Annotated in this window: 17 protein-coding genes; 15 read left to right on the top strand and 2 right to left on the bottom strand. The window is 60.8% G+C overall.

Annotated features, from left to right (window positions below):
- Positions 1-626 precede the first annotated feature (626 nt).
- Genes AC3RLQ_RS19240 through AC3RLQ_RS19230 form a run of 3 tightly spaced genes read left to right on the top strand, consistent with a single transcriptional unit; the run spans position 627 to position 7,772 of the window.
- On the top strand, positions 627-3,818 hold the full coding sequence (locus AC3RLQ_RS19240) for a PAS domain S-box protein (RefSeq protein ID WP_493030265.1): 3,192 nt from the start codon (positions 627-629) through the stop codon (positions 3,816-3,818).
- Positions 3,815-4,267: a response regulator gene (locus tag AC3RLQ_RS19235; protein ID WP_493030264.1), complete on the top strand. Its 453-nt coding sequence runs from the start codon at positions 3,815-3,817 to the stop codon at positions 4,265-4,267. The genes AC3RLQ_RS19240 and AC3RLQ_RS19235 overlap by 4 nt, the downstream gene beginning before the upstream one ends.
- Before the next feature lies 1 nt (position 4,268).
- Positions 4,269-7,772, top strand: a complete 3,504-nt coding sequence (locus AC3RLQ_RS19230; RefSeq protein ID WP_493030263.1) for a PAS domain-containing hybrid sensor histidine kinase/response regulator — start codon at positions 4,269-4,271, stop codon at positions 7,770-7,772.
- A 194-nt stretch (positions 7,773-7,966) separates the two neighbouring features.
- On the opposite strand, the gene AC3RLQ_RS19225 is transcribed toward AC3RLQ_RS19230, so the two are convergent.
- Entirely contained in the window at positions 7,967-9,043 is a 1,077-nt protein-coding gene (locus tag AC3RLQ_RS19225) for a zinc-binding metallopeptidase family protein (RefSeq protein ID WP_493030262.1), read from the bottom strand.
- Positions 9,044-9,789: 746 nt separating this feature from the next.
- Entirely contained in the window at positions 9,790-11,334 is a 1,545-nt protein-coding gene (locus AC3RLQ_RS19220) for a serine hydrolase domain-containing protein (protein WP_493030261.1), read from the bottom strand.
- A 171-nt stretch (positions 11,335-11,505) separates the two neighbouring features.
- Between AC3RLQ_RS19220 and AC3RLQ_RS19215 the strand changes: the two genes are divergently transcribed.
- The 12 genes from AC3RLQ_RS19215 to rpmB all read left to right on the top strand — a co-directional run bounded on the left by AC3RLQ_RS19215 (position 11,506) and on the right by rpmB (position 26,609).
- Complete coding sequence (locus tag AC3RLQ_RS19215) at positions 11,506-13,122, top strand: formate--tetrahydrofolate ligase (protein WP_493030260.1); 1,617 nt, start codon at positions 11,506-11,508, stop codon at positions 13,120-13,122.
- Between the two features lie 45 nt (positions 13,123-13,167).
- Positions 13,168-15,288: an ABC transporter substrate-binding protein gene (locus AC3RLQ_RS19210; RefSeq protein WP_493030259.1), complete on the top strand. Its 2,121-nt coding sequence runs from the start codon at positions 13,168-13,170 to the stop codon at positions 15,286-15,288.
- A gap of 41 nt (positions 15,289-15,329) precedes the next feature.
- On the top strand, positions 15,330-16,595 hold the full coding sequence (locus AC3RLQ_RS19205; RefSeq protein ID WP_493030258.1) for a hypothetical protein: 1,266 nt from the start codon (positions 15,330-15,332) through the stop codon (positions 16,593-16,595).
- Between the two features lie 4 nt (positions 16,596-16,599).
- Complete coding sequence (locus AC3RLQ_RS19200; RefSeq protein ID WP_493030257.1) at positions 16,600-17,472, top strand: ABC transporter ATP-binding protein; 873 nt, start codon at positions 16,600-16,602, stop codon at positions 17,470-17,472.
- Positions 17,473-17,514: 42 nt separating this feature from the next.
- Entirely contained in the window at positions 17,515-17,985 is a 471-nt protein-coding gene (locus AC3RLQ_RS19195) for a hypothetical protein (protein ID WP_493030256.1), read from the top strand.
- 8 nt (positions 17,986-17,993) lie between these two features.
- On the top strand, positions 17,994-18,194 hold the full coding sequence (locus AC3RLQ_RS19190) for a hypothetical protein (protein WP_461524952.1): 201 nt from the start codon (positions 17,994-17,996) through the stop codon (positions 18,192-18,194).
- A 318-nt stretch (positions 18,195-18,512) separates the two neighbouring features.
- A complete protein-coding gene (locus AC3RLQ_RS19185; RefSeq protein ID WP_493030255.1) occupies positions 18,513-21,200 on the top strand; it encodes a valine--tRNA ligase in 2,688 nt (895 codons plus the stop codon).
- Between the two features lie 994 nt (positions 21,201-22,194).
- Positions 22,195-22,602 (top strand): DoxX family protein, encoded by a 408-nt coding sequence (locus AC3RLQ_RS19180; protein WP_493030254.1) that lies wholly within the window; start codon positions 22,195-22,197, stop codon positions 22,600-22,602.
- A 357-nt stretch (positions 22,603-22,959) separates the two neighbouring features.
- On the top strand, positions 22,960-23,826 hold the full coding sequence (locus tag AC3RLQ_RS19175) for a carbon-nitrogen hydrolase (RefSeq protein WP_493030253.1): 867 nt from the start codon (positions 22,960-22,962) through the stop codon (positions 23,824-23,826).
- Positions 23,819-24,871 carry an agmatine deiminase family protein gene (locus AC3RLQ_RS19170; RefSeq protein ID WP_422319688.1) on the top strand — a complete coding sequence of 351 codons (1,053 nt, stop codon included), beginning with the start codon at positions 23,819-23,821 and terminating at the stop codon, positions 24,869-24,871. Before AC3RLQ_RS19175 ends, AC3RLQ_RS19170 begins: the two co-directional genes overlap by 8 nt.
- Before the next feature lie 150 nt (positions 24,872-25,021).
- Positions 25,022-26,266 carry a hypothetical protein gene (locus AC3RLQ_RS19165; RefSeq protein ID WP_493030252.1) on the top strand — a complete coding sequence of 415 codons (1,245 nt, stop codon included), beginning with the start codon at positions 25,022-25,024 and terminating at the stop codon, positions 26,264-26,266.
- Between the two features lie 79 nt (positions 26,267-26,345).
- Positions 26,346-26,609: a 50S ribosomal protein L28 gene (gene rpmB, locus AC3RLQ_RS19160; protein WP_395732180.1), complete on the top strand. Its 264-nt coding sequence runs from the start codon at positions 26,346-26,348 to the stop codon at positions 26,607-26,609.
- Positions 26,610-26,824: the final 215 nt, after the last annotated feature.

The following is a 26,824-nucleotide window of genomic DNA, read 5'->3' as shown; positions in this document are numbered from 1 at the left end:
GATGCATGCGCCAGTGCACAGAAAACCCTCTCATTGCCTGCATGGCAACGATTCCTCCTTCATGATAAAACCGAGCAGCGCGTCATCCACTGCTCCTCAGGCTGCCAATCCTAGCTCTTGCGGCCTGCGGGCGCCGGCTTGGGCTTTTCCTTCTTCGGCTTTTTGACTTCCTTTTTGTGAGCGTTGTTGCCTTTGGCCATAATGATATGCGTGTTGTTGGGCGCTCATGATTGTGGCCGATCCGCATGCGTCTTGCAAGATGTGGCTGGCGACATTTTGCCACCTTTGGCTAAAGGACGGAATGAGGGCGCAGGCATCCATGGCGCTGCCAGCGTCCTGGCTGTTGTTAACTATTTCTCGTCGCTCCCGCTAACCTTCGCATTCACTTAAGATGCGGATGTTCATACTTGGGGATTGCTTGTTGTAATGACTGGCTGAGAATAGATGTATCGCCCATGACACATTAATCATCCTTGCCTCAGCTCGGTCATGAAGATACCTCTGCTCTCTCAATGTCCAGGCACCCACCCCGCTGGCGGCTCTCATGAGTTAAATCCGCCACTGCTCTCTCGTCAGCGTGAAGAAAACAGCCTGAAGGCACGGTGGCAATGAAACTCTCCCGTTGCATGCCACCATGGTCAGCGGTGTTGTTCCCGCTGGCGGCGCTTGGCATGCAGTGGCTGTGCTGGTCTTGGCTTCAGCCATTTGTGTGGTTCTTGTTCTATCCGGCCGTTTTTTTCAGTGCTTGGAGGGGGGGCTTGCGTGGCGGACTCTGGGCGACGGCCTTCTCCGCGCTCATCGTGTGGTATTTTTTCATTCCAACGCAGCGCTCATTCATCTTCCAAGACTCCCGCGCCTTCCTTTCTGTGGTCATGTTTGCAGGCATGGGCGTGCTTTTCGCGCTGGTGCATGAACGACTGAAGCAGTCCGGCCGGCAGGTGACGGATGCGCTGGCTGCCGTCCGCGCTGCCAACGAACAATTGGAGTCCCGCGTCCAGGCGCGCACGCTGGAACTCACGGCCAGTCGTGAATCAAACCTTCTCAGTGAAGCGCGCATGCGGGGCATTGTGAGCTCGGCGATGGATACGATCATCAGCGTGGACAGCACCCACTCCATCATGCTCTTCAATGAAGCAGCCGAGGAGATGTTTCGCTGCCCTGCGGCGGAGTCCATGGGACGGCCTCTGAGCAGGTTCATTCCTCACATGCCCGTGCTTCAAGTGGATAAGGCCGGACACTCAGCTCCTGTCGCCCCCTCCAAACGCCTTCTGGAACCATTGGAAGGTGTTCGCGCAAATGGGGAAACGTTTCCGATCGAGGGTTCCATTTCACAGGTCGAAGTGGCAGGACAGACAATCTTCACCGTCATTCTCCGCGACATCAGTGAACGTCAAAAGGATGAAGAAGCGACCGCGCTGCTCGCCGCCATCGTCGAGTCCTCGGCCGATGCCATCATCGGCAAAGATTTAAACAGCATCGTGACCAGTTGGAACAAAGGTGCTGAAGCCATGTTCGGCTTCCCGGCCAGTGAGATGCTGGGGCATTCGATCACGAAAATCATCCCACCGGACCGGCACAACGAAGAAGACCTGATTCTGTCCCGCATCAAGAGTGGCAGGCGGATGGAGCATTTTGAGACCATGCGGCTGACCAGGTCGGGTGAGCAGATCGCGGTCTCCGTCACTGTGTCGCCCATCAAAGATTCCCATGGCAATGTCATTGGGGCTTCCAAGATCGCACGTAACATCACAGAGCAGCAGATGGCGAAGGCTGCGCTGCGCCAGAGTGAAGCACGCTTCGCGAAGGCCTTTCAGTCCAATCCTGCGGCCATGTGCATCACCACCATCCGCGATGGCCGCTTCATCGAAGTCAACGAGCGCTACTGCCAGCTCTTCGATTTCACGCGCGAAGAGCTCATCGGCCAGACTTCTGTGTCCCTGGAGCTCTGGGGTGAGTCCGCAATACGTTCCGCAGTGATTGAGCAGTTGCGGGCCCAAGGCAGAGTTCGTGATTATGAGACACATTTCTGGCGCAAGGGCCGGCAACGTCTGGAGGCCCTGATTTCGATGGAGCAGATCGACTTTCCCGGTGAAAACGAACCCGTGGTCATTTCCATGTTTGCGGACATCACAGAACGCAAGCGCGCCGAATCGGCGCTGCGGGCCAGCGAGGAATGGCTGCGCCTGATCACCAACCTCGTCCCGCATGGCATCTTTGCCAAGAATGCCGCAGGTCGTTACATCTTTGCCAATCCTGCCTTGGCCGAGGCCTGCGGCCTTTCCCTCGAAGATGTTCTGGGCAAGGACGATTTTGCCCTCGTGTCTGACCAGGCGCAGGCGGAGGCTTACCAGGCGGATGACCGTGCTGTCATGGAGTCTGGCGTCACAAAGTTTATTGCCGAAGAGTACAACACGGATTTGGCAGGTCGTACGCGCGTTCTTCAAACCATCAAGATGCCCTTCACCGTGCCCGAAACGGGCGAGCGCGCGGTCTTTGGTGCATGGGTGGACATCACCGCGCGCAAGCGTGCCGAGGAAGAGGTCCAGCGCTTGAATGCAGAACTGGAGCAGCGGGTGGTCGAGCGAACCGCACAGCTTGAAACAGCCAATCGCGAGCTGTGCCAGAGCCGCGCAGAGCTCAAAAGCCTCTTTGAATCGCTGCCGGGTTTGTACCTCGTGCTCACGCCGGAATTTAAAATCGTGGCCGCAAGCGACGCCTATTTGGCGGCCACTCTGACCACCCGTGAAGGCATCGTGGGACGAGGACTTTTCGAGGTGTTCCCAGACAACCCGGATGATCCGGAGGCCAACGGAGAGTCAAATCTGCGGGCCTCGCTCAACCGTGTGCTGGCCAACGGTGTCGTCGACACGATGGCCATCCAGAAATACGATGTCCGGCGCCCGGATGGCGTGTTTGAGGAGCGTTACTGGAGTCCTATCAACTCTCCCGTGGTCGGTGCCGACCACAAGGTCCAGTACATCATCCATCGCGTGGAGGAGGTGACCGAGTTTGTGCTCAGCAAGTCACGGGCCGCCAGCAGAGACACGGAATTTAACGCCCGCATGGAGCAGATGGAGGCGGAGATCTTCCAGAGTTCTCAAAAGGTGCAGGCGGCCAACCAGCAGCTCGAAGCCGCCAACAAGGAGCTCGAGTCCTTCTCCTACTCCGTGTCTCACGATCTGCGCGCTCCGCTGCGTGCCATGGATGGCTTTTCCCGCGCGGTGCTGGAGGACTATGGCTCTCAGCTGCCTCCCGATGGTCTGCGCTATCTTCAGGTCATCCGCACCAGCGCCCAGCGCATGGGCAATCTGATCGACGACCTGCTGAGCTTTTCGCGGCTGAGCCGGGCGACTCTGAGCAAACGAACCATTGATGCCCGCAGACTCGTTCAGGACGCTCTGGAGGATCTCAACGCTCAGCGGGTCGGGCGGGACATCCAGCTGATCATGGGCGAACTTCCCCCGTGCGAGGGAGATCCTGCCCTGCTGAAACAAGTGTGGATCAATCTGCTGTCCAATGCCATCAAGTACACCCAGAAGCGCGAATCCGCAGTGATCGAAGTCGGTTGCAAAACGGACGGCCCCGTCAGCATCTATTTCGTGCGTGACAACGGCACCGGCTTTGACATGCGCTACGCCCATAAACTGTTCGGCGTCTTCCAGCGCCTGCACCGTGCGGAGGACTACGACGGCACCGGTGTCGGACTCGCCATCGTACAGCGCGTCATCCACCGCCACGGCGGCAGGGTCTGGGCGGAATCTGCAGTGGATCAGGGAGCCACATTTTATTTCACTCTAGAAAGAACCACCCCACCATGAATGCAACACACATCGTCGAAATCCTGTTGGTCGAGGACAGCCCGGAAGATCTGGAACTGACCCAGCGCGCTTTGCGCAATGCCAACCTTGGCAATCGCATCCAGATCGCCCGCGATGGGGCGGAGGCGCTGGACTTCATCTTCTGCGAAGGCCCTCATGTGGAGCGGAGGATTGAGGACACGCCCAGACTGATCCTGCTCGACCTGAAGCTGCCCAAGGTGGACGGGCTGGAGGTGCTGGAGCGCATCAAAGGCGACCCTCGCACCAAGCACATTCCCGTCGTTGTTCTCACCTCTTCCAAAGAGCAGGTGGATGTCGTCAAAAGCTACCAGCTCGGGGTCAACAGCTACATTGTCAAACCGGTGAACTTTGAAGGCTTTACCGCCGCCGTGCAGGAGCTTGGCATGTACTGGCTCCTGCTCAACCAGCCTCCCAAGTTGGAAAAATAGCATGAACCAGCCATTACGTGTTCTCCTCGCAGAGGACAATCCCAACGACTCCGAGCTGGTGCTCCGCGCCTTGCGCCAGGCCGGCTTCGATCCGGACTGGACCCGCGTTGAAACGGAGGCGGACTTTCTGGACCGGCTGATGCCTGATCTGGACATCATCCTCTCAGATTACGAAATGCCGACCTTCAACGGGCCGCGCGCCTTGGAACTGCTGAAGCAAAGCGGCTATGACATTCCCTTCATCATCATCTCCGGCACCATCGGTGAGGATGTGGCGGTGGAGATGATGCGGCTCGGAGCCACCGATTATCTGCTCAAAGACCGCCTTGTCAGGCTCGAAATCTCAGTCAGGCAGGCCTTGGAGCAATGGCGTTTGCGCAGAGAACGCTCTAAGGCTGCCGAGGCGCTGAAGCAAAGTGAGCAGGAACTGCGGAAACTGACGGCGGAATTGGAAATCGAACGAGCCCATCTCACTGCGGCGCAGACCGTGGCCAAAATGGGCAGCTGGGACACCGATCTCTCCACGCTCGCCGTGACCTGGTCTGCCGAAACCTATCGCATCTTTGAAGTCACGCCCGGTCAGTTTCAGCCGACTCACCAGAACTTTTTGGAGCTCGTCCATCCTGACGACCGCGAAAGGCTGGATCAGGCTTTCAATGAGTCGCTCAATCAGCAGTCCGTGAACTCGCTCGAGCACCGCCTCCTCATGCCCGACGGCCGGATCAAGTTCGTTGAGGAACAATGGCAGGTTTTCCATGATGACCAGGGCAGGGGGCGCCGCGCACTCGGCACCTGCCGGGACATCACCGAACGCAAACAAGCGGAGGAGGAGCTTCGTTGGAAAACCGCGTTTCTCGAAGCCCAGGTCTGCGCCTCCATTGATGGCATCCTCGTGGTGGACCAGCAGGGCCGGAAGCTCCTGCAAAACCAGCGCATGGTCGATATTTTCCAAATCCCCCGGCAATTTGCGGACGACAAAGATGACAGCGGCCAGCTGCAGTGGGTCACCGCGAGGACAGTCAACCCCGAGGCCTTTGCCGCACGTGTGCATCATCTCTTCACTCATCCTGAGGAGATCGGCCGTGATGAGGTGGAGCTCACAGACGGCACTGTGCTGGACCGCTACTCATCCCCGGTGGTCGGCAAAGAGGGCCAGTACTACGGCAGAATCTGGGCCTTCCATGACATCACCGCGCGCAAGAAAAACGCCACCGCACTCCTGGAATCCAAACGTTTCCTCCAGTCCACGCTCAATGCCCTGACCTCCCATATCGCCATCCTGGACGAGCATGGTACCATCATCGAAGTCAATGAGGCCTGGAACCGGTTTGCCAGCGAAAACGACTTCAGGGGGGCGCACCGTGGCGTCGGAGACAATTACCTTCATCTGTGCGATGGTTCTTCCGGCAGATTCTCCGAAGAAGCCGCCCAGGTGGCCTCCGGCATCCGTGCCGTCATGGCCGGGAGGCAGGCGGAGTTCCACCTCGAATACCCCTGCCACAGTGCCAGGGAGCAGCGCTGGTTTGTTGTGCGCGTCACCCAGTTCGGCGGCGAAGGCCCGGTGCGCGTCGTCGTGGCGCATGAAAATGTCACCGAGCGCAAGCTGGCCGAAGATGCGCTGCGCGAGAGCGAGGAGCGCTTCCGCCAGATCGCCGAAACCATCCAGGAAGTTTTCTGGATCACGGACACGACGAAGCAGCAGATGCTTTACATCAGCCCGGCCTATGAGCGCATTTGGGGCCGTTCCTGCGCCAGCCTGCAAAGCAATCCGCACAACTGGCTGGAGGCCATTCATCCGGACGACAGGAAGCGCGTACTGCAGGCGGCCACCACCCAGCAGGCGGCTGGCACCTACGATGAGGAATACCGCGTCATCCGTCCCGATGGGGCGCTGCGTTGGATACGCGACCGCGCCTTTCCCTTGAGCAATGGCGCAGGGGAGGTGTACCGCGTGGTCGGTGTGGCGCAGGACATCACCGAGCGCAAACGCTCCAGAGATCAGCTGCGTGAGCAGGCATCGCTGCTGGACAAGGCTCGTGACGCCATCCTGGTGCGCCATCTCGAACATGGCATCACCTACTGGAACAAAAGCGCCGAGTTGCTCTACGGCTGGACGGCTGAAGAGGTCAGAGGCCGTCAGACCGGCGAACTCCTCTACCGCGATCAGGCCGCCTATGAACAGGCCATCGCTGCCGTGCTCAGTCATGGCGAATGGAACGGTGAGATTCAGCAGATCACCAAGGCAGGCGGTTTGCTTTTAGTCGAAGCACGCTGGACGCTGGTGCGTGATGAGGCGGGTCGTCCGCAGGCCGTTCTGGCCATCAACTGTGACATCACGGAGAAGAAAAAGCTCGAGCAGCAGTTCTTCCGCGCCCAGCGCATGGAAAGCATCGGCACGCTCGCCGGCGGCATCGCCCACGATCTCAACAACGTCCTCGCTCCGATCCTGATGTCCATCGAGCTGCTGCGCATGACCAGCCGCGATGAGCGCGCTAAATCAGTGCTTTCCACCATTGAGACCAGCGCCAAACGCGGTGCGGACATGGTGAAGCAGATCCTTTCCTTTGCCCGCGGCGTGGAGGGAGAGCGCATGGTCATCAATATCCGCCATATCATCCAGGACATGCAGCATCTCGTTCAGGACACCTTCCCGAAGCAGATCGTCTTTCGTGCGGAGCTGGACAAGGAGCTGCCCTTGTTCTCCGGCGATCACACCCAGGTGCATCAGGTGCTGCTGAACCTCTGCGTCAACGCCCGCGATGCCATGCCCAACGGCGGCACCCTCACCGTCACCGCCACCACTCTGCAGCTCGATGACAACTACGCCGGCATGTCTCCAGGCGCCATCCCGGGGCGCTACCTCAGGGTCAAGGTGACGGACACCGGCACCGGCATCCCCCCGGAAGTGGTGGACAAGATATTCGATCCCTTCTTCACCACCAAGGAGCATGGCAAAGGCACCGGGCTAGGGCTCTCTACCGTGCTCTCCATCGTCAAAAGCCACGGCGGCTTTCTCAACGTCTACAGCGAGCCCGGCAACGGCACCACCTTCAGCATCTGTTTTCCTGCCATGGATGCCCCGGAAGGTGCGGCCACGGGAATCCAGGAAGACACGCACCCTCGTGGAAACGACGAACTGATCCTCATCGTGGATGATGAAGCCGCTGTGCGTACCATCACCCAGCAGACACTGGAGACCTACGGCTACCGCGTCCTGGTCGCCGCAGACGGTACTGAGGCGGTCGCGCTCTATTCGATTCATCGCTCAGACATCGCCGTCGTCGTGACGGACATGATGATGCCCGTCATGGGAGGGCAGGCCACCATCCAGGTTCTTCAAAGGCTCAATCCCAATGTCAAAATCATCGCAGCCAGCGGACTCGCCAACGATGGCAGTTCAGCTCGGTCCGCTGCCATGGGGGTGAAGCACTTCCTGCCCAAGCCTTTCACGGCCCAGACCATTCTGACAGCCCTGCATCAGGTTCTTAACGAGCACCTCTCTTGAAGCTTGATCAATAGACTGACACGCTCAGTCTGGGGTGTTAATGCGGCCTGAAGGGCCGACGGACTCAGCCCAGGGCGCAGCGGAGCAAGCCCTGGGTCATGCACGATGGATCCTTTCTACCGAAGTTCGCGCCCTGGAGGGGCGCGGGAGATTGCCCGCCAATCCCAGACATGCTTCTAATCATGCCGACTTCCTCAGGCCCCGCCCGTCTTCCTGCCTCCCAGACCCCATGCCTGGGCATAATGATGCGCCAGCCGCAGCTTCTGCGCTGCCTTCACCGAAATGACAAAGGGATACAGCGCCGGCTCGCCAAGGCTGAATGAGATCTCGTTGAGCACCGAGGAAAGGCACATCCAGCGCTGCAGCCACGCCAGAAATTCACCATCCTCGGCAGGCGTGGCAGGCAGCATGGCTGGAAGTGCTCCCGATTCCGCCGGCAGGATCACCAGTGGCAGCGCGATGAACTGTACCTGGATGCCCAGGCTCTCACAGGTCTCAAGCCCGTCGATGATTTGCAAATAATGCGCCCAGGTCTCCGCCCAGTCTTCCCACGGATGTGAGGAGGCATAGGCGGTGATGTAGTTCTGCCCCCAGTCCCCGGGAGCACCGTTTTGATAATAAGTGCTCAGTGCTGCTGCGTAATCGATCCACTCATCCCCGAAGCGTTCACGAAACGCCAGCCTCAGCGGGTCATCCCACGCCAGCTCAGACAAATTTCGCTGCCACAGGTAGTGCGCACTTTCATGACGGAAGTGTCCCAGCAAGGTGCGGCTGCTTTCGCCCAGCTGCTGCCGGTTGAACTGACGGTACGTGTCATCCGCTTCTTCCAGGTTCACCGTGATCACCCCATTGAGATGCCCCGTGGTCACCGCAGGATTGGACAGCGTGCTCACGATGTCAAAAGCCAGCCCGTTCTTGGGATCGTCCTTCTTCGAAGGCAGGCCGATCCCCAGGCGCAGTAAAGTGTAGATCAGCCGCCGCTTCGCCATCTCCATCCGCGCCCACAGCATGCGGTTCCTGTCCGCGCTCAGATCGGGGATCGTACGGTTCATGCGGCAGGCCACACAGAGCACCGCCGTGGCGCTGGCCGGCAGCAGCCAGTTGCAGACATTGTGCTTCACGCCGTTCTGGCAGCGCTTCATCGCGCTGTCGGGCCGCACACGTTGCATCGCACCCCGTTGCGGATCATAACCCACATCGCTGCTGCACTTCAAACAGCGTGAGCTGCCGAAGAAAAGCACATTGCCGCACTCACAGGTAAATCGTTGCATTAAAGTGAGTCTCTCCTCGACGCGAATGGGGCGATTGTCATGTGAAGGTTCATCGCCCCTGCTTCTTTGCACGGATGTGAAAAAGCTGCTCCGTCTTGTTTTGGATTTTTCTTCACGGGAAGATGACCACCACTCTTGATTTTCCCCCAGCGTGTTCTCAGCGGATTTAACTATTCTCCCAACGGCGAATCTTGGATCAAAGGCATCGAGTTCCGTCGTCTGAACGTGCCGTAATAAGGGGTCACGCAAGAATGGCACTCAGTTATGGCGTTTTCCAAAAACTGATTTCCAGAAAGCGAGCGTGGAGACGCTCGACGGCGGCTTGAGGACAAGCCGCCCAACCTCGCGCCGGGCGTTCGCATGCCCAGCGCAGGTGGGGCTGGCTGTCCTCAGCCAGCCGCCGTCGAAGCTCATGATCCTCGATCAAGAAACAGCCCGCTAAACGGAAATGTGTTTTGCGAACCGCTATAAGGCGAAGTGTCGTCTGTCCGGGATACTGGACACTCTCTTTCACCACCCCGCCACCTTGCCCGCACCAGCCCCAAAGGGGCTGCGGAGTCAGCCCAGGGTCAGCCGAGCCGAGGCGAGGCGACCCTGGGTATGGCAACACGCATCAGGAAGCAAATCCAGCGCTTTCGCCACACACCACGGCCACCAGCAGCGTCTTCCATAAGCTCCGCCTCGCGAATAGCGCGCCGCCAGCTCCAAAACTCACAATCAACACCATTAACTAAGTGCCATTCGGATCACGCAACGACACGTCCCTTCAGCGGCGCCCTTGCATCCTTTGCCTTCGGATTCATCGCCGTGATGCTGCTGAGGAAGCTGATCGTCACACTATCCCCGTCGAACTCACACTTCACAGTATCACTATGCGGTGTCTCATAGTAGCGCCACCGCATGACCAGCGTTTTGTCATCCGTCCACGCCGCGCTCGCGGCAATCTTGGAAGGCACGGGCTTCTTCGGCATCCCGCCAGAAATCAGACGCGGCGGCGTCCCCGGGAAGGCCGCTTCGCCACGCTGCCAGGACTCAATCCCGCACGTGATCGTCTGATCGTCGGCGGAGAAGGTGCAGGCCCCGTCACCAAAACTGAAAGCTGCGGTGTTGAGGCCAAGCGCGTTGCCTTCGAGTTTGAATTTCTTGCCGATCGCCGCCGGTGAAGTCTTGCTGCCCTGCTGCGGCGCCAGTGCCAGCGTCTTGAGCTTGCTCAAATCACCAGCCTTCGGCTCCTTGGCATTGATCGCAGGCAGCAGGTGCTTCCACACCAGATCCAGCTGGCCCTGCATGTTTTTGTTCTCACTCGTCATCACGATCACCGCATCCTGCTCCGGCAGCACAATCGTGAACTGGCCAAACGCTCCATCGCCACGGAAGGCCGTGCCCTGGCAGCGCCAGAACTGGTAGCCATAGCCCTGCAGCCAGTCGTTCTGCGCCTTCGGCCGGTCCTTCTTGTCCCCGCCCGGCTGCTGAATATGGAAACGTGTGGCCTCTTCAATCCACGCCGCAGGCAGCAGTTGCTTGCCGTTCCACTGACCCTTTTGCAGCAGAAACTGGCCAAACTTCGCCAGCCCCTCCGTCTGAATGCTCAGCCCCCAGCCGCCCGTGTTGATGCCATGCGGACACGTCTCCCATTTCATTCCTATGATGCCCAGCGGCGCAAACAAGCGCGGCGTGAGGTAGTCGAGCACCGTCTGGTGCGTGACCCGCTGCACGATGGCCGAGCACATGTACGTCGCCGCACTATTGTACATGAACTGCGTCCCCGGCTTGTGCGCGAAGTTCTGCGCCAGAAAGGTCCGCGCCCAGTTCTCCTCTTTGACCACCACGCCCGTCGGCTCCTTCTCATTGCCGGTGGACATCGTCAGCAGATCCTTCACCCGCATCGCCGCTAGGTTCTCGCTGATCGTCGCTGGCAGGTCATCGGCAAAAAACGACACCACCTTGTCCTCCACACTCAGCTTCCCTTCAGCCACCGCAAAGCCCACCGCCGTGGAGGTGAAGCTCTTGCTCATCGAGTACATCGTGTGCACGAATTCCGGCCCATACGGCTTCCACCACCCTTCCGCGATCACCTTGCCATGCCGCAGCATCATGAAGCTGTGCAGTTCAAACTTCTCCCGCTCGATGGCATCAATGAAATCAAGAATGCCCTTGGCCGCGACACCCTGCTCCTCCGGCACGCTGCGTGCGAGCTGGAGCGTTTTCTCCTCGGCGAAAGCCTGCGGTATCCACAGGCTGAACGGAGCAAGGCTGGCGTGTTTGAGAAAAGAGCGGCGTGAGGTGGTCATGGGCGGAGACTACAACGGTGTGTGTGAAAATGACAAGCACTCCTCAAGCCGACGGCTTGGCCGCCTCCGTCTTCACCCCGCTCATCGGTCGAAAGGACCCGTCTGCATTTTGGCGTTGGAAAACCCTTTGCTTCACAGCAGCCCTTGCCATTCTGCGCGCTTCCATCCCGCATGCATCCGGACATCTCCCCCATCGCCGCTGATCTTGGCATTGCGCCAGAGCATCTCATTCTGCACGGCCGACACATGGCCAAGGTCAGTCTCAAGGCCCTGCACAATAAACCGCAGCGCGGCAGGCTGATCCTCGTCTCCGCCATCACACCCACACCGGCGGGCGAGGGCAAAACAACGGTCTCCATCGGCCTCTCGCAGGGTTTGAAAAAGATCGGGCAAAGCGTGGCCTTGGCGCTGCGCCAGCCTTCGATGGGTCCGGTGTTCGGCCGCAAAGGCGGTGCCACCGGCGGCGGCAAAAGCACCGTGCTGCCCGCCCATTCCATCAATCTGCACTTCACCGGAGACTTCCACGCCATCACCTGCGCGCACAACCTGCTCTCCGCCGTCATCGACAATCAGCTCTTCCTCGGCGAAACGCGGCTCTCGCCCGACCGTGTCCTCTGGAAACGTGTCATGGACATGAACGACCGTGCCCTGCGCATCGTGCGCACCGCCGTGGGCAAACCCACCGAACGCGTCACCGGTTTCGACATCACCGCCGCCTCCGAAATCATGGCCATCATGTGCCTCGCCGAGTCGCTGCCGGATCTGCGCCATCGTCTCGAACGCATCGTCGTCGGCTTCACCGCCGAGGGCGATCCCGTCTATGCCAAGGAATTCCGCGTCACCGGCGCCATGATGGCCCTGCTGCGCGAGGCGCTGCCGCCCAATCTGGTGCAGAGCGTCGAAGGCGTGCCCGCCTTCCTCCATGGCGGCCCCTTTGCCAACATCGCCCACGGCTGCAACTCCGTGCTCGCCACCCGCATGGCCCTCGCCCATGCCGACTTCGCCGTCACCGAGGCCGGATTCGCCTTCGATCTCGGCGGGGAAAAATTCATGCACATCAAGTGCCGCCAGAGCGGTCTCGCACCTGGCGCCATTGTCATCGTCGCCACCGTGCGTGCGCTCAAGATGCACGGCGGAGCCGCCCTGGACCAGCTCACGCAGACCGACACCGCCGCCCTGAGCCGCGGACTGGAAAATCTCGCCGCACACCTCGACAGCGCCGCGCAGTTTCAGCGCCCCGTCATCGTCGCGGTCAACCAATTCACCAACGATTCCCCGGAAGAACTCGCCTTGGTTCATGAATTCTGCCGGTCTCGCGGCGTTCCCAGCGCCACGGCCAATGTCTTCGGGGAAGGGGGCGCAGGCGCGGTCGAGCTCGCCGAAAAAGTGCTCGCAGCTCTGACGCCGGAAGTCCCGCAGCTGCCCTTCCTCTACCAGCCAGACGACAGTGTCGAAACCAAGCTCACCGCCATCGCCACCAAGATCTACGGCGCCGATGGCGTGCTGCTCACCGATGAAGCGCGGGCCAAGCTGGCGCTCTTTGCCCGCAGCGGCTTCGACAAACTGCCGCTCTGCATGGCCAAAACCCAGGACTCCCTCTCCGACGACGCGAAAAAGCGCGGACGCCCGCGCGGCTTCACCATCACCGTGCGCGATTTCGAAATCGCCAACGGCGCCGGATTCCTCGTCGCCCTTACCGGAACCATGATGCGCATGCCCGCGCTGCCAAAGATCCCCGCCGCCGAGCGCATCCAGGTCACGGATGACGGCATCATGAGCGGCATCTAGCGATGTCTTGCCGTCCCGGGGCGCACGCTCTAGTTTGCACTGCGCATGATTTTGGCCCGCACGTTCATCATTGGTTTTCCGTTGCTCATTGCAGCGGTGGCTGCGTGGGCGGTGCATGAGTCCAGACTCAGCCGCACGGATCGTGCCGGCGGTGTGGTCGTCATGCTCTCGCAGAATGAGCCGGCTCTGAATCCTTTTCTCCCCGCCACGGAGATTGAGCGGGAGATCACCGATCTCGTGCATGAACCCCTCATCCGGCTGGGCCCAGACGGCACCTTGCAGCCCGGGCTGGCGGAGTTCTGGCGCTGGACGCAGGACGTGACCTGCTGGTTTGCGGATGAAGCCACCGCCAAGCGCGCACAGGAGCTGCTCCAAGCCCAGATCGGTGAAAAAAACCGCTGGCCCGAGTGGCATCTCAGCTCGGCCCGCGTCCTGCAAAACCGGCTCCTGCTGAGTTTCTCGGAGCCCAACGCCGCTGGCGTCCGTCAGGCATTTGAAGTCGTCGCCGGCCTGGATCTCAAGCCCGTCGTGTTCTGGCGCATCGAGCGCCGCACCCCGCTGCGCAAGTCTTGGGACCGCTTCATGGCAGGCTCCTCGCAGGCAGGCCTGATCCAGCGCGTCTGGTTCGATGGGGCAAACGCCTGTGAGATCGTCGTGGCGGGGGATTCGCACCGGCTGCTCGAAGACCTGCATCGTTTCCTCGACGCCAGTGAAAAAGAACCCGCCTCCATCAATCCGCTCGCTGAAGTTGGTGCCTTGAGCGAGCCCGTGCTCGACCTCGACATCCGCCCCGGCCAGCTCTGGCATGATGGCAAACCCGCGACGGCAGAAGATGCCAAAGCCACGCTCGAATTCCTCCGCGCCAACGACTGGTCGCTGCCCAATCGTGAAGCCCTCAGCAACATCCAGACCCTCGAGTCACAGAACAACGGTTCCCGCCTGCATGTGTCATTCCGCCGCCGTCAGGGCACCGCTCTCTGCGTTTTTGTAAATCTGCCCATCTTGCCCGCTGAGTGGCTGCGTGCTCATCCCGCAGCTCAGGAGTCTGATTTCGCGCAGCATGCACCGCCAGGGGCGGGCACCCACCGCATCGCTCTGCGGGACCCCCGCTCGCTTCTGCTCAAGCCAGTGCAGGAGGACAAATCGGTGCCGGGATTCTTGTTCAACTTCTCCGCTTCACCGTTGGTGACGCAGATTGGCATGCGCACTCATACCGTGGATCTGGTATGGCCCGCGGCTGATCGCACCCAGCTGGAACGGCTGCGTTTCACCCCGCCCCGGCAGCGCCTGGTCGTGCTTTGGAACACCCGCCACGAAGTTTTGCAGCACCAGCGCTGCCGTGAGGCGCTGGCCCTGGCCACGGACACGGATGAACTCATCCGCACCCTGCCAGGGCGGCTTGGCCACGTGGATGCCAGCCTGTTCGCTCCCGGCCTGTGGTTCAGCACCCGCGCAAAGAGCCCGCCGTTTCAGTTGGAGCAGGCACGTCACATCCTCGCCGAGGCAGGTTGGAAGCGTGATGACAAGGGTGTGGCGCGCAATGCTGAGCATCCGTTTCGATTCACCCTGCTCGTTCCGGCTGGCGACACTCTGCACACGCGTACCGCAGACCTGCTCGTGGCCCAGTGGCGGCAGCTCGGAGCCGAAGTGAAGATCGAGCACGCCCCTGAAGCCCAATCTCTCTCGCAGCGTCTGCACGAGCACCGCTTTGACGCCGTGCTGCTGGACCAGCGTTTCGAAGTTTCCTGGGACCAGCTCCCCTGGTGGCATTCCTCACAGGCCAAAACCGGAGGCAGCAATTTCTGCGGCATTGCAGATCCGCAGATCGATCTCCTCCTCGAAGCTCTCTCCGCTGAATTCGATCCCGATCAGGTGCCAAAACGCGTGCGGGAGCTTGAGTCAAAGCTGCTTCCTCTTCATCCCTTGCTCACCTTGTTCACCACCCATGACGAAGCTGCCGCCATGCCGGGCCTTCATGCGCAGGCTTCCACGGGCGGCCCTGTCTCCAACTGGACGCTGCAAAGTCTCATGCTCCCACCGAAGCACACGCAGCCCGCTCCGGCACTCAAGCTCCAGCTGCGCTCCCGTGATGAAGAGCCGGAGGTCCAGCGGCCCAAAACGCCGGCAGATCCCATCAGCAAACTCCAAATGCGTCTTCCGGAATGATGAGTCTGCAGCCATTCTCATTGCCGCCCCGGTGGCTGCCATTGCGCCTGCTCCTCGGCGGCATGATCGCCGCAGGGCTGGTGCTGCTCTGCATGCGCCACTTCCCGGTGGCACCCTCTGCGGACTTCTGGGCGCGCTGCGGCTCCAGCCTCATCGTGCTCGCCATCGCGCTGCTGCTGGCGCTGTGCATCGGAGTCTTCGTCGGGCTGCGCGCCCGCCAGATGGGCCCGCGCATGGAGCGTTTCACCGCGCTGCTGGGCCGTGCTCTCGCCTGTGTCCCCGTGGTCGTACTGGTCTGGGGCTTCATCAGCGGCTGGATCGGCCGTCTGGGCTGGCCGGTCGAATCGCTGATGCCTGCACAGTTCCCAGGCGGGCAGGACTCCCGGCAGATGCTGCTCGCCCATGCCCTCTGGGAATTTCTCGCCCCGTCGCTGATCCTGGCGCTGCCCCTGTGTGGTGAAATGATTCACGCAGTCATCATGAATGGCAGCGCCGTGTTGGATCTCGATTTCTCACTGCGCGCTCGCGGAGTCCCCACAGCATCGCGACTGTGGCTTCATCATCTCAGCCAGTTGCGGCCCCTGCTGCGGGTGCGCCTGCAGTCCTTGTGCCTCATCGCCCCGGTTTATCTCATCATCATCGAGGACGCCCTTCACTTCATGGGCTGGGGAGATGGGATGGCCCAAAGCCTCCGTGCCGCTGATGCCCCCGGCATCGCTCTGGGATTCGCCAGCATCGGAGTCATGCTGGCCCTCTTATGCGCGTGTCTGCGCCCGCTTCCGGGCAGGCTAAAATCCGCCGACGCCTTCGTGGCCACGCTCGCGTGGCAGCCATGGCTCCTCTGGGCGCTCGGCCTGCTCGCGCTTCTTCCTTCCTCCTTCATCGCATGGATCATTCTCTGGATGGCCGTGCTCCTGTCCGGCTGCGCAGGCTGGCATCAGGCCTGGAACCGCATCGAGTCAGAGCTGCCCATCGATGCCGCCCGCGTCTGCGGCGCTACGGACTCCATGATCTGGCGCAATCACATCGCGTTCATCCTCTTTCGCATGCTCACCGCCTGGCTCTGCACCGTGCTTGCACACACCCTGCTGGGCATGGCCGCCGCCTGCGCCCTGCTCCCCCGGCTGATCGATGCCTTGAGCGCGCCTCTCGCCAAAATCTACCGTCCGCTCGCCATCGCCTCGGCGCAATCGGCCATGCAGACGCTGGCAGATCCCACCGCGCTGCTCCAGTCCGGCGCCTGCATCGCTCTTGCCGCCTTGTGTTTGATCCAAGTCAGCCGCATCGTACAACCTCGACTCTCCTGAGCCCATGTCCGCCGAAGCCACTCCTCCCAAAGATGCCCCGCTGCTCTGCATCCGCGATTTGCAGATCGAGTTCAGCCGCCATGACGCCGCGCCCGTGAAAGCCGTCAAAGGCATCAGCCTCGAGCTCAAGCGCGGCGAATCCATCGCCCTCGTCGGTGAAAGCGGCAGCGGCAAAAGCGCCACCGCTCTCTCCTTCGCCCGCCTCCTCCCTGAGCCGCCCGCCAGCATCTCCGCACGGCAGATGACATTGAACGGCCACGAAATTCTCGAGATGAACGAGCGCGAGCTGCGCGCCATCCGTGGCAAGGAGATCGCCTACATCTTCCAGGAGCCCACCACCTCCCTCAATCCCGTCCTCACCATCCGCACCCAGATCGGCGAGGCCCTCGCCCTCCATCGCCCCGATGTCCCCAAAGCCGGACGCGATGACGAAATCGTCAAGTGGCTCGACAAAGTCGGCATCGTCGATTCCCGCAAACGTCTCCACGCCTACCCGCACGAGCTCAGCGGCGGCATGCAGCAGCGCGTCATGATCGCCATGGCCCTCTGCACCCAGCCCAAGCTCCTCATCGCCGACGAGCCCACCACCGCGCTCGACGTCACCATTCAAAAGCAGATCATGGACCTCCTCGCCCAGCTCCGCCGGGATCTCGACATGTCCATCATCCTCATCACCCACAATCTCGGCATCATCCGCAGCGTCGTGGACCGCGTCGCCGTCATGTTCCGTGGCGAGATCGTCGAAACCGGCCCCGTCGATGAAGTCCTGCGCAATCCGCAGCACGCATACACAAAAGCCCTCCTCGCCTGCGTCCCCCGCATGGGCCCCAAGCAGCCCCGCCTCAAGGCCATCGACTACACCCTGCTCGACGCATAATCAGCATTGCACCCCACCGTAGGCTCATGCTAGCCTCCGGCCATGAAAGCCTGGCTCATCCTCTTTGCGATGGCAGCGCCGCTCAGCGCGCAGGTGGTCCTGCCGTCCACCGGCAAGAAGTTTGAGACCCGCACCATCAATGGCAGCGGCGGCACCAGCGGCGTCAGTGTCAACGCCACCACCAAGCCCGCGCCCCCCACCAAGACCAGGCTCACCTCCTACTTTCGCCTCGGCGAGCCCCGCCAGTGGAAGAGCACCGATGGGAAATCCCTGCTCGGCGCCATCATCATTTTTGAGGATGCCGTGATCGAATTTGAAGCCGCCACTCCCGCCGCCGCCCGTGAAGCCGCAGGCAAAGCGCCACCACCCAAGATGCCCGAAAAGCCCACCCTCATCCGCGAGGGCAAAATCCGCCTGCTGGTGAACCAAAAACCCGTCGAAGTTCCTCTCGAACGACTGAGCGATGAGGACCGCAAGTACGTCGAAGATCTGAACGCCCGGCTCCCCAAGTGATCCATTTTATGAAACACACCACCACCACCCTCATTCTCCTCACGGCGGCTCTGCTGCCCGCCTGCAGCGTTCTGACCGACAAATCACCCCCCAAAACCGAGCGTGAAATGGAGGAAGAAGCCCGCCGCACCCACACCGTCCCCGACACCCTCCGCGATCCCCGCCCCGAAATGCCCCCCATGGGCCCCCTCTCCATGCCCATGCGCTGATCCCCCGTAGGAGGATGTGCTCGCGGGCCTGAAGGGCCGCTGGACTCAGCCCAGGGCGCAGCGCAGCAAGCCCTGGGTCATGCCGTTTAACCCCTCTTCAGCGAAGGTCGCACCCTGAAGGGGTGCGGGAGATCGTTCGCCCCTCCCCAAACTCACTTCTCGAATCCTAGGCCTTTCAGACCTCATGCTGTGCGGCAGCGTGAGGGAAGACAAGAGGCATTGATGACCGCCCCCCCGGCAGTCAGCCCTCCCTGTGTCAGGTAAGAAACGCCTCCCCATTTGCAAAGCGGCCGCTTTCCCCCATCTTGGCCGCCCTTTATGCCCGAACTCGACAAGACCTACACGCCCGCGGAAGTCGAAGCCCGCTGGTATCAGCGCTGGCTGGACGACAAATGCTTTGAAGCCGACCCCGCTCGTGTGAGCGCGGCCCGCCCGGCCTACTCCATCGTCATCCCCCCGCCAAACGTCACGGGCATCCTCACGCTCGGCCACGTCCTGAACAACACCATCCAGGACATCCTCGCCCGCCGCGCCCGCATGCTCGGGAAAGAAGTCCTCTGGCTCCCCGGCACCGACCACGCCGGCATCGCCACCCAGAACGTCGTCGAAAAGACTCTCAAAAAGCAGGGCGTCATCAAGCACCGCGATGACCTCGGCCGCGAAGCCCTTGTCGCCAAAATCTGGGAGTGGAAGGAAAAGCACGGCGGCATCATCATCGAGCAGCTCAAAAAGCTCGGCGCCTCCTGCGACTGGTCCCGCGAGCGCTTCACCTTTGACGACGACTACAACGCCTGTGTCATGCGCGTGTTCGTGGACCTCTACAAAAAAGGCCTCATCTACCGCGGCAAACGCATGGTCAACTGGTGCCCCTCCTCCCTCACCGCCCTTAGCGATGAAGAGGTCGTCATGAAGCCCCAGAACGCCATCATGTATCACTTCAAAGTCGAAGTGGTCGAAGCACCCGGCACCTGGCTCACCATCGCCACCACCCGCCCCGAAGTCATCCCTGGCGACACCGCCATCGCCGTGAATCCCAAGGACGAGCGCTACACCCACCTCATCGGCAAGCACGTCCGCCGCCCGCTCCCCGTCGAAAATCAGGAACTCCTCCCCATCATCGCGGATGAGCACGTCGATTTCACCTTCGGCACCGGCGTCCTCAAGGTCACCCCCGCGCACGACAAAGCCGACTTCGAAATCGGCCAGCGCCACAGCCTGCCCGTCATCGACGTCATGCACCCGAACGGCGTGCTCAATGACCTCGCCGGCAAAGACCTCGCCGGCATGGAGCGCTTCGCCGCCCGCAAACGCGCCGCCGAGCTCCTCACCGAAATCGGCAGCCTCGTCAAAGAAGAGCCCTATCAAAACAATCTCGGCTTTTCCGAGCGCGCCGACGTGCCCATCGAGTCACGCCTCAGTGAACAGTGGTTCCTCAAATACCCCAGCGTCAAAGAATCACAGGAAGTCGTCGCCAACGGCGAAATGAAATTCCACCCCGAGCGCTGGGCCAAAACCTACGACCACTGGATGACTGGCCTCCAAGACTGGTGCATCAGCCGCCAGGTCTGGTGGGGCCATCGCATTCCCGTCTGGTACAAAAAAGGATCCGACCGATCCGCCCTGTCCGACGGCACCGTTCACTGCGGCACCGAGCCACCTTCCGATCTCGAAAACTGGGAGCAAGACCCCGACGTCCTCGACACCTGGTTCTCCTCCTGGCTCTGGCCCTTCGCCACCATGGGCTGGCCCGAAAAAACCGCCACGCTCAAAGCCTTCTACCCCACCACCGACCTCGTCACCGGCCCTGACATCATCTTCTTCTGGGTCGCCCGCATGATCATGGCCGGCTTCGAGTGGATGGGCGAGCTGCCCTTCAAGAACGTCTATTTCACCGGCATCATCCGCGACAAACAAGGTCGCAAAATGTCGAAGTCCCTCGGCAATTCCCCCGACCCTCTGGAACTCATCGCCAGCTTCAGCGCCGACGCCCTGCGCTTCGGCATCATGCGCAGTGCACCATTGGGCCAGGACATCTGCTTCGACGAAAAGAACGTCGAGCTCGGCCGCAACTTCTGCACCAAGCTCTGGAACGCCGCACGATTCCGCCAGATGCAGGGTGGCGAAACCGAAACAGAGATCAGCGCCGCTCTCCTCAGCAGCGACGACAAGTGGATCCTCCTCCGCCTCAACACCGCCATCGCCGAAGTCACCGCCGCCCTCGAAGACTACCGCTTCAGCGACGCCACCGCCACCCTTTACCGCTTCTTCTGGAGCGAGTACTGCGACTGGTACATCGAGGCCTCCAAAGCCGTGCTGCAAGGCACCGACGACAAGCGCAAGGCCAACACCCTCGCCGTCATCGACTTCGTCCTCAGCAACACCCTGCGCCTCTTCCATCCCTTCATGCCCTTCATCACCGAAGAGCTCTGGCACGGCATGGCCTTCAACACCGATCTGCCCGCAGACCAGGGCGGCAACAGCATCATGTTCGCCAAATGGCCCAAGCCGCTCGATGCCGATGAGCTCGCCTACTTCGGCATCCTTCCCGAAGACGAAAAAGCCGCCAACGACAAATACGAAGCCGTCAATCTCGGCCGCGGCCTCAAGAGCACCTTCAACATCAACAAGCGCGTCCGCTTCGTCCTCAAGCCGAACGCAGAACTCCCCGCCCACGAGATCGAAGTCCTCCGCATCCTCCTCAATGCCGAGCCGCTCGATGTTGACGCCTCCTTCTCCCCAACGCAAGGCACCCCCAGCGCCCTCACCCCGCTCGGCACTCTCTTCCTCCCCCTCGATGGCCTCATCGACGTCGAAGCCGAGCGCGCCCGCATTGGCAAGGAAGTCGCCAAAGCCGAGTCCGAACTGGAAAAAGTCACCGCCAAGCTCGCCGACGAAAAATTCACCTCCAAGGTCCCGCAAAAAGTGCTCGACGAGCACCAGCAGCGCAAAACCGACTGGCAGGAGAAGCTCGCCAAGCTCAAGGAGATGATGTCCGCACTCGGCTGACCTCAAAGTTCCCATTTCAGCCTCTAGTGCACGTGAACCCATCCAGGTTCATATGCAGAGGCGCACATCAAAGGCGTCAGCAAAGTGGTCCGCACACTCCGTGTGCGGTTCTGGGCAGTCGCACATGCAGGAAGCCTGACAGAGTGTACCCCGTAGGCGACTACCTGCGCCAGCCTTCGGCATGTACGCCTTCTGCGAATCCAGGGCAGCCCAAGCGGCTCTCCCTCTCCCCGCCCCTATCATACGACGGCAATAGAATTTTGCTTCGGGGAGAGGGCCGGGGTGAGGGGACGACGCAGCCCCTTCCTCAGCATAGGACGACCCCTCACCCTGACCTTTGACTTCGTCTATCTTCGCTTGGCAAGGGTTCCCCCCCAAGATCGTCTTGGGCATCGCCCTACCAGCGCCTTTCACCACCATCAGAGCGGCACATCTTTCATCTCACGACGCCCCAGCGGCTCTTTGCCATCCACGCAGAAAAAGTCGGCCCGCAGCCCAATAGCTGGTTAGGGACACGTTGTGCGCGTCCCTAGAATCCATCGTCCCAGCTCCACCTGCCGCCCAAGCCGCTCCCCCTTTCCTCAAGCCTTCGCCTCTCACGCCCATGCTGGCAAACCATCCCTCCAAAGCCGCGTCGATGGAAAATGCATCTCTCGCGTCTTCTTCCTCATAAAGCGCGTAGCGCTGACACAACGGTAGCCGTGGGCGCCAGCCCACGGTACACGGCATCATAAGAAGACACCATTCGCGGAACCGCGTAGCGGTGACACAACCCGCCGCAACGCCTCCGCGATGACGTTCATCGGCCGACCTCTGAGCTCGTAGTTCGGGCTTCAGCCCGTTCCGGAAGATTGGCCACTGCAAACGCAGGAGCCTCACGCTCCGCGCCGCCCCTCCATTTCCTGCATTCACAGGTTAAATTTTAGGCTTGCTACGCAGTTAAGGCATGATCATGCTCGGATAAATCCCCGATTAACTCGAACCCAACACACTCATGCTCAAGCTCCTGAAACTGTCCTTCCTGCCCAAGTCTCCCGATTACGGCCTGCTCATCCTGCGCGTCGCCCTCGGTTTTTCCATGCTGCTTCTCCATGGTCGCGGCAAGCTGCTGAACTTCTCCGCCACCGTGGAAAAATTCCCCGCCTTGTTCGGACTCCCCGCCAACGTGAATCTCGACCTGGCCATCTTCGCGGAGGTGGTTTGCTCCACCTTGCTGATCGCCGGTCTGTTCACCCGTCTCGCAGCCCTGGTGCTGGCCGCCACCATGGGCTCCGCCTTCTTCTTCGTGCACAAGTCAGCGCTGGTGGGAGAGCACAGCGGCGAACTCGCCATGGTCTACCTCATCGCCTACGTCACCCTTCTCTTCACAGGAGCCGGCAAATTCTCCGTGGATCGCGAATAATCACCTCTTGAATCCCACCAGCCCACCAGCCCACCAGCCCACCAGCCCGGCAGCCCGGCAGCCCGGCAGCCCACGCTGCCGGGCCCTGGGGGGGCGTAGGATGGGTATGGCGATAGCCCGCCCGTCCCTCAGCGCAAGGCAAGCGTCTTGCACACACGCACGCCCCCGGCGCTGGTAGGGAACCGCTGCTGCGGGTCCCAAATTTCGGGTCTGCAACATGGCAGGCTCCAAAAAAGGTTCGCCGTCCATGCCGCCATCAAAGGCATGCCGCTCGCGTGGCATGAAGCCCCTCGCGCGCCACTCTCGACCCCCATCTTTTCTTGCATTCCCCGGCAGGCGGTGAACCGTCACCCTCTTATGGCAAAGGTGACTCTCGGCCTGGTGCAAAGCCGGGCATTTTCAAGCAAGGAAGAAAGCGTGCAGCAGCATGAACGTCTCATTCGTGATGCCGCAGCCCGTGGCGCGCAGATCATCTGCCTGCAGGAACTCTTCAATACTCCCTACTTCTGCATCACGCAGGACACGGAACTCTTCAATCTCGCCGAAGCCGTCCCCGGCCCCACCACAGACAGACTCGCCCCCCTCGCCAAGGAACTCGGCGTTGTCATCATCGTCCCCCTCTTCGAAAAACGCGGTCCCGGCCTTTACCACAACACCGCCGCCGTCATCGACGCCGACGGCACCGTGATGGGCAAGTACCGCAAGATGCACATCCCCCAGGACCCCGGCTTCGAAGAGAAGTTTTATTTCACCCCCGGAGACCTCGGCTACCGCGTCTGGGACACCAAATTCGGCCGCATCGGCGTCCTCATCTGCTGGGACCAGTGGTACCCGGAAGCTGCACGCCTCACCGCCCTCATGGGCGCAGAGATCCTCTTCTACCCCACCGCCATCGGCTGGCTGCCCAGTGAAAAGGCCGAACTCGGCAAGGCCCAGCACTGCGCCTGGGAGACCGTCCAGCGCGGCCATGCCGTGGCCAACGGCTGCTACCTCGCTGCTGTGAACCGCGTCGGCACCGAGCAGCAGAGCGAATTCTGGGGCCAGAGCTTTGTTGCAAATCCTTATGGAGAAATCGTTGCAAAGGCCTCCGTGAGCGATGAAGAGATTTTGATCGTGCCGTGTGACCTTTCTGCGGTGGAAGATTTCCGCCGCATCTGGCCTTTTTTCCGTGATCGCCGCATTGACACCTACGCTCCCCTGACCAAACGCTACATCGATGAGTAACGCCTCCTATCCCCAAAACTACCGTCTGCCCGCCGAATTCGAGCCGCAGGAGGCAATCTGGCTCTCCTGGCCCTCCAACAAGGAAAGCTGCCCCAAGACCTACCACAAGCTGCAGGACAAGTTCGGCGAGATCGCCAGCGTCATCTCCCGCTATGAGCGCGTGCGCATCAATGCCCCGATGCTCAGCCACATGAACATCCGCCTCAGCATCGCCGACAACGAAGGCGATCTCAGCCAGGTGGATCTCTACGAGAACGCCACCAACGACGTCTGGTGCCGTGACCATGGCCCGATCTTCATCAAGCACAACGAAACCGGCAAGGTCGCCATCACCGACTGGGAATTCAACGCCTGGGGCGGCAAGTTCCCGCCATGGGACCTCGACAACGCCATCCCTGAGAAAGCGGCCGCCGCTCTCAAGATGGAGCGTTTCACCTCCAAGATGATCCTCGAAGGCGGAGCCATCGAAACCAACGGCAAAGGCACCCTCCTCACCACCGAGGCCGTCCTCCTTAATCCCAACCGCCATGGCGGCAAGCCCGGCAACAAGGCCGAAGTTGAAAAAGAACTCAAGGCCATGCTCGGTGTCAAAGACATCGTCTGGTTCAAGAAAGGCATCGAAGGCGACGACACCGACGGCCACATCGACGACATCGTGCGCTTCATCCGTGAAGACGCTGTCATCTGCATGGTCGAGCCCCGTGACTCCGACCCGAACCACCGTGTGCTCAAGGACATCCGCGAGCGTCTCGACGACGTCAAAGCCCCCGATGGCGGCAAGCTCGAGATCATCGAAATCGAAATGCCCCAGGCCATCGAAATGAAGGACTGGCGCCTCAGCCGTCTCCCCGCCAGCTACGCGAACTTCATGATCATGAACAACGCCGTGCTCGTCCCCCTCTTCGGTCACAAGAAGAAGGACGCCGCCGCCGAAGACAAGATCTCCGAATGCTTCCCCGGCCGCGAAATCATCTCCATGATGGCCAAGGATCTCGTCACCGAAGGTGGCGCTTTCCATTGCATCGGCATGCATCAGCCGAAGTAAGCAGTCAGGCCCGCAAATTCTTGAATATTCAGCGCCCTAAAACAGTGGCGCTGAATATTCATAATGAATAAAAAAGACCCTAAATAAAGCGGCTTCTCCTTACAAAGACTTACTTGGAGGTCGTTTTCGGTCGGGTACGTTCGTGGCTCTATGATGGCTCCACGAAATCATGACCTCTCCACCTTCTGCCGGGTGACAGCTGCGCTGTCGGCGCTGCTGCTGCTCGCGGCCTGTGCACTGCCTGAGGACGCCTTTAAAAATTACTCGGCAGCCACCAAGGTCAGCCAGTGGAACAGCGTACTGGATGCCCTGGGCGGCGGTAGTGTGAAACGTGCGGAGAGCGCCAGCAACGTTCCGCTCTTCAATGGGGCCGTGTCCATGAATGTGCCCACTCATTCGGGCTCCATCAATGACATCTCCCGCTTGTTCGCCGGCATGGACTCGTCCTACAGCCAGACTGCTGCGGTCACCGCGCACAAGCAGCGCATGGACAGCCTGTGGGCCGCCCACCAAAACCTCCGCCGCGGCCCCTTGCAGTCTTGGGCCAGTGAAGAGATTGGCGACATCAGGAATGCCAACGCCATGTTCTACCCCTTCAGCGGGCCGGACTTCCTCTTTGCCAGTGCCCTCTTTCCGTCAGCAGAAACCTACGTTCTCTGCGGTCTGGAGCCTGCCGAACCCCTTCCTCGGCTGAGCGATTTGTCCCAGTCCGAAATCGACTCCGGCCTCACCGGTCTCCACAACGCCGTCGCCAACATCATGCAAAACGGCTACTTCATTACCACCGAGATGCGCAGCAATCTGCAGGCCACCCGCTTTCGCGGCGTGCTGCCCCTGCTGATGGCCTTCATGTCACGCACGGGTCACACGGTGGACTCCGTGGATACCGTTCGTCTCGATGGCGCGGGCAATGTCACGCTCTCCGGTTCCTCAGGAAACACCGGCCTCATGATTCGCTGCCGCAGCGGTTTCGGTTCCTCCAAGCGCGTTTTTTACTTCCGCCAGGATCTCTCCAATGGCGGCGTCACCCCCAGCGGACCGTTCCTGACCTTCGTTTCTCGCCTGGGCCGCGTCCCGGCCTTCTTGAAAAGCGCCTCCTACCTCATGCACGAAAGCGGCTTCTCCAACATCCGCGACTACCTCCTGCGCCACAGCAGCGCCATCGTGCAGGATCCCTCCGGCATCCCTTTCCGTGACTTCGGCCGCTATGGCTGGAATCTCTGGCTCTACGGCAACTATCGCGGCACCCTGGAGATATTCTCCGGCCACCAGCAGCCGGATTTGGTCGCCGCCTACTCCTCCGGAAGATACCCTGTGAAGCCGCTGAACTTCGGCATCGGCTACCTCATGAACCCCCAAATGACCAGCCTCATGGTGGGCCGTCCGACCCGCTGAAGCCGGAAAGGCAGACTTTTGGTTGACGTCACTCTCTCCTCGGCTAGTATCGCGCCCCAATTTTTCCCCAGAACTCATCATGGCTACCATCTGTCAAATCACCGGCGTCGGCGTTACTCGCGGCCACCACATCCATCGCAGCGGTAAAGCCAAGAAAGAAGGCGGTATCGGTCGTCACATCACCAAGCGTGTGAAGCGCGTGATCCTCCCTAACCTTCGCAAGAAGCGCATCTTCGTTCCTGAGCTCAACAAGTTCATCGACGTCAAGCTCAGCGCCCGCGCCCTCAAGACCATCGACAAGAACGGCGCTTACAACGTCCTCAAAGGTGCCGGCCTGATCTAATCAGTCACCCTTAATTTTTCCCACGGGCGGATCTGGCAACAGATCCGCCCTTTTTCGTGCCCCCGTAGGATGGCTGCAGCGTGCAGTTGTGTGACCAGGCGCACATGAAGCATGCCTCGGCCGTAAGATGGGTGTGGCGACAGCCCGCGTGTCCTTCGAAGCACGCAGTGCGAAGAATGGGCCCGTCTGTCAGCGCATGATAAACCGCCAAGGCA

The organism is Prosthecobacter sp. GW821-HT29F12 (assembly GCF_058803405.1).
This window is presented reverse-complemented; position numbering and strand designations above follow the sequence as displayed.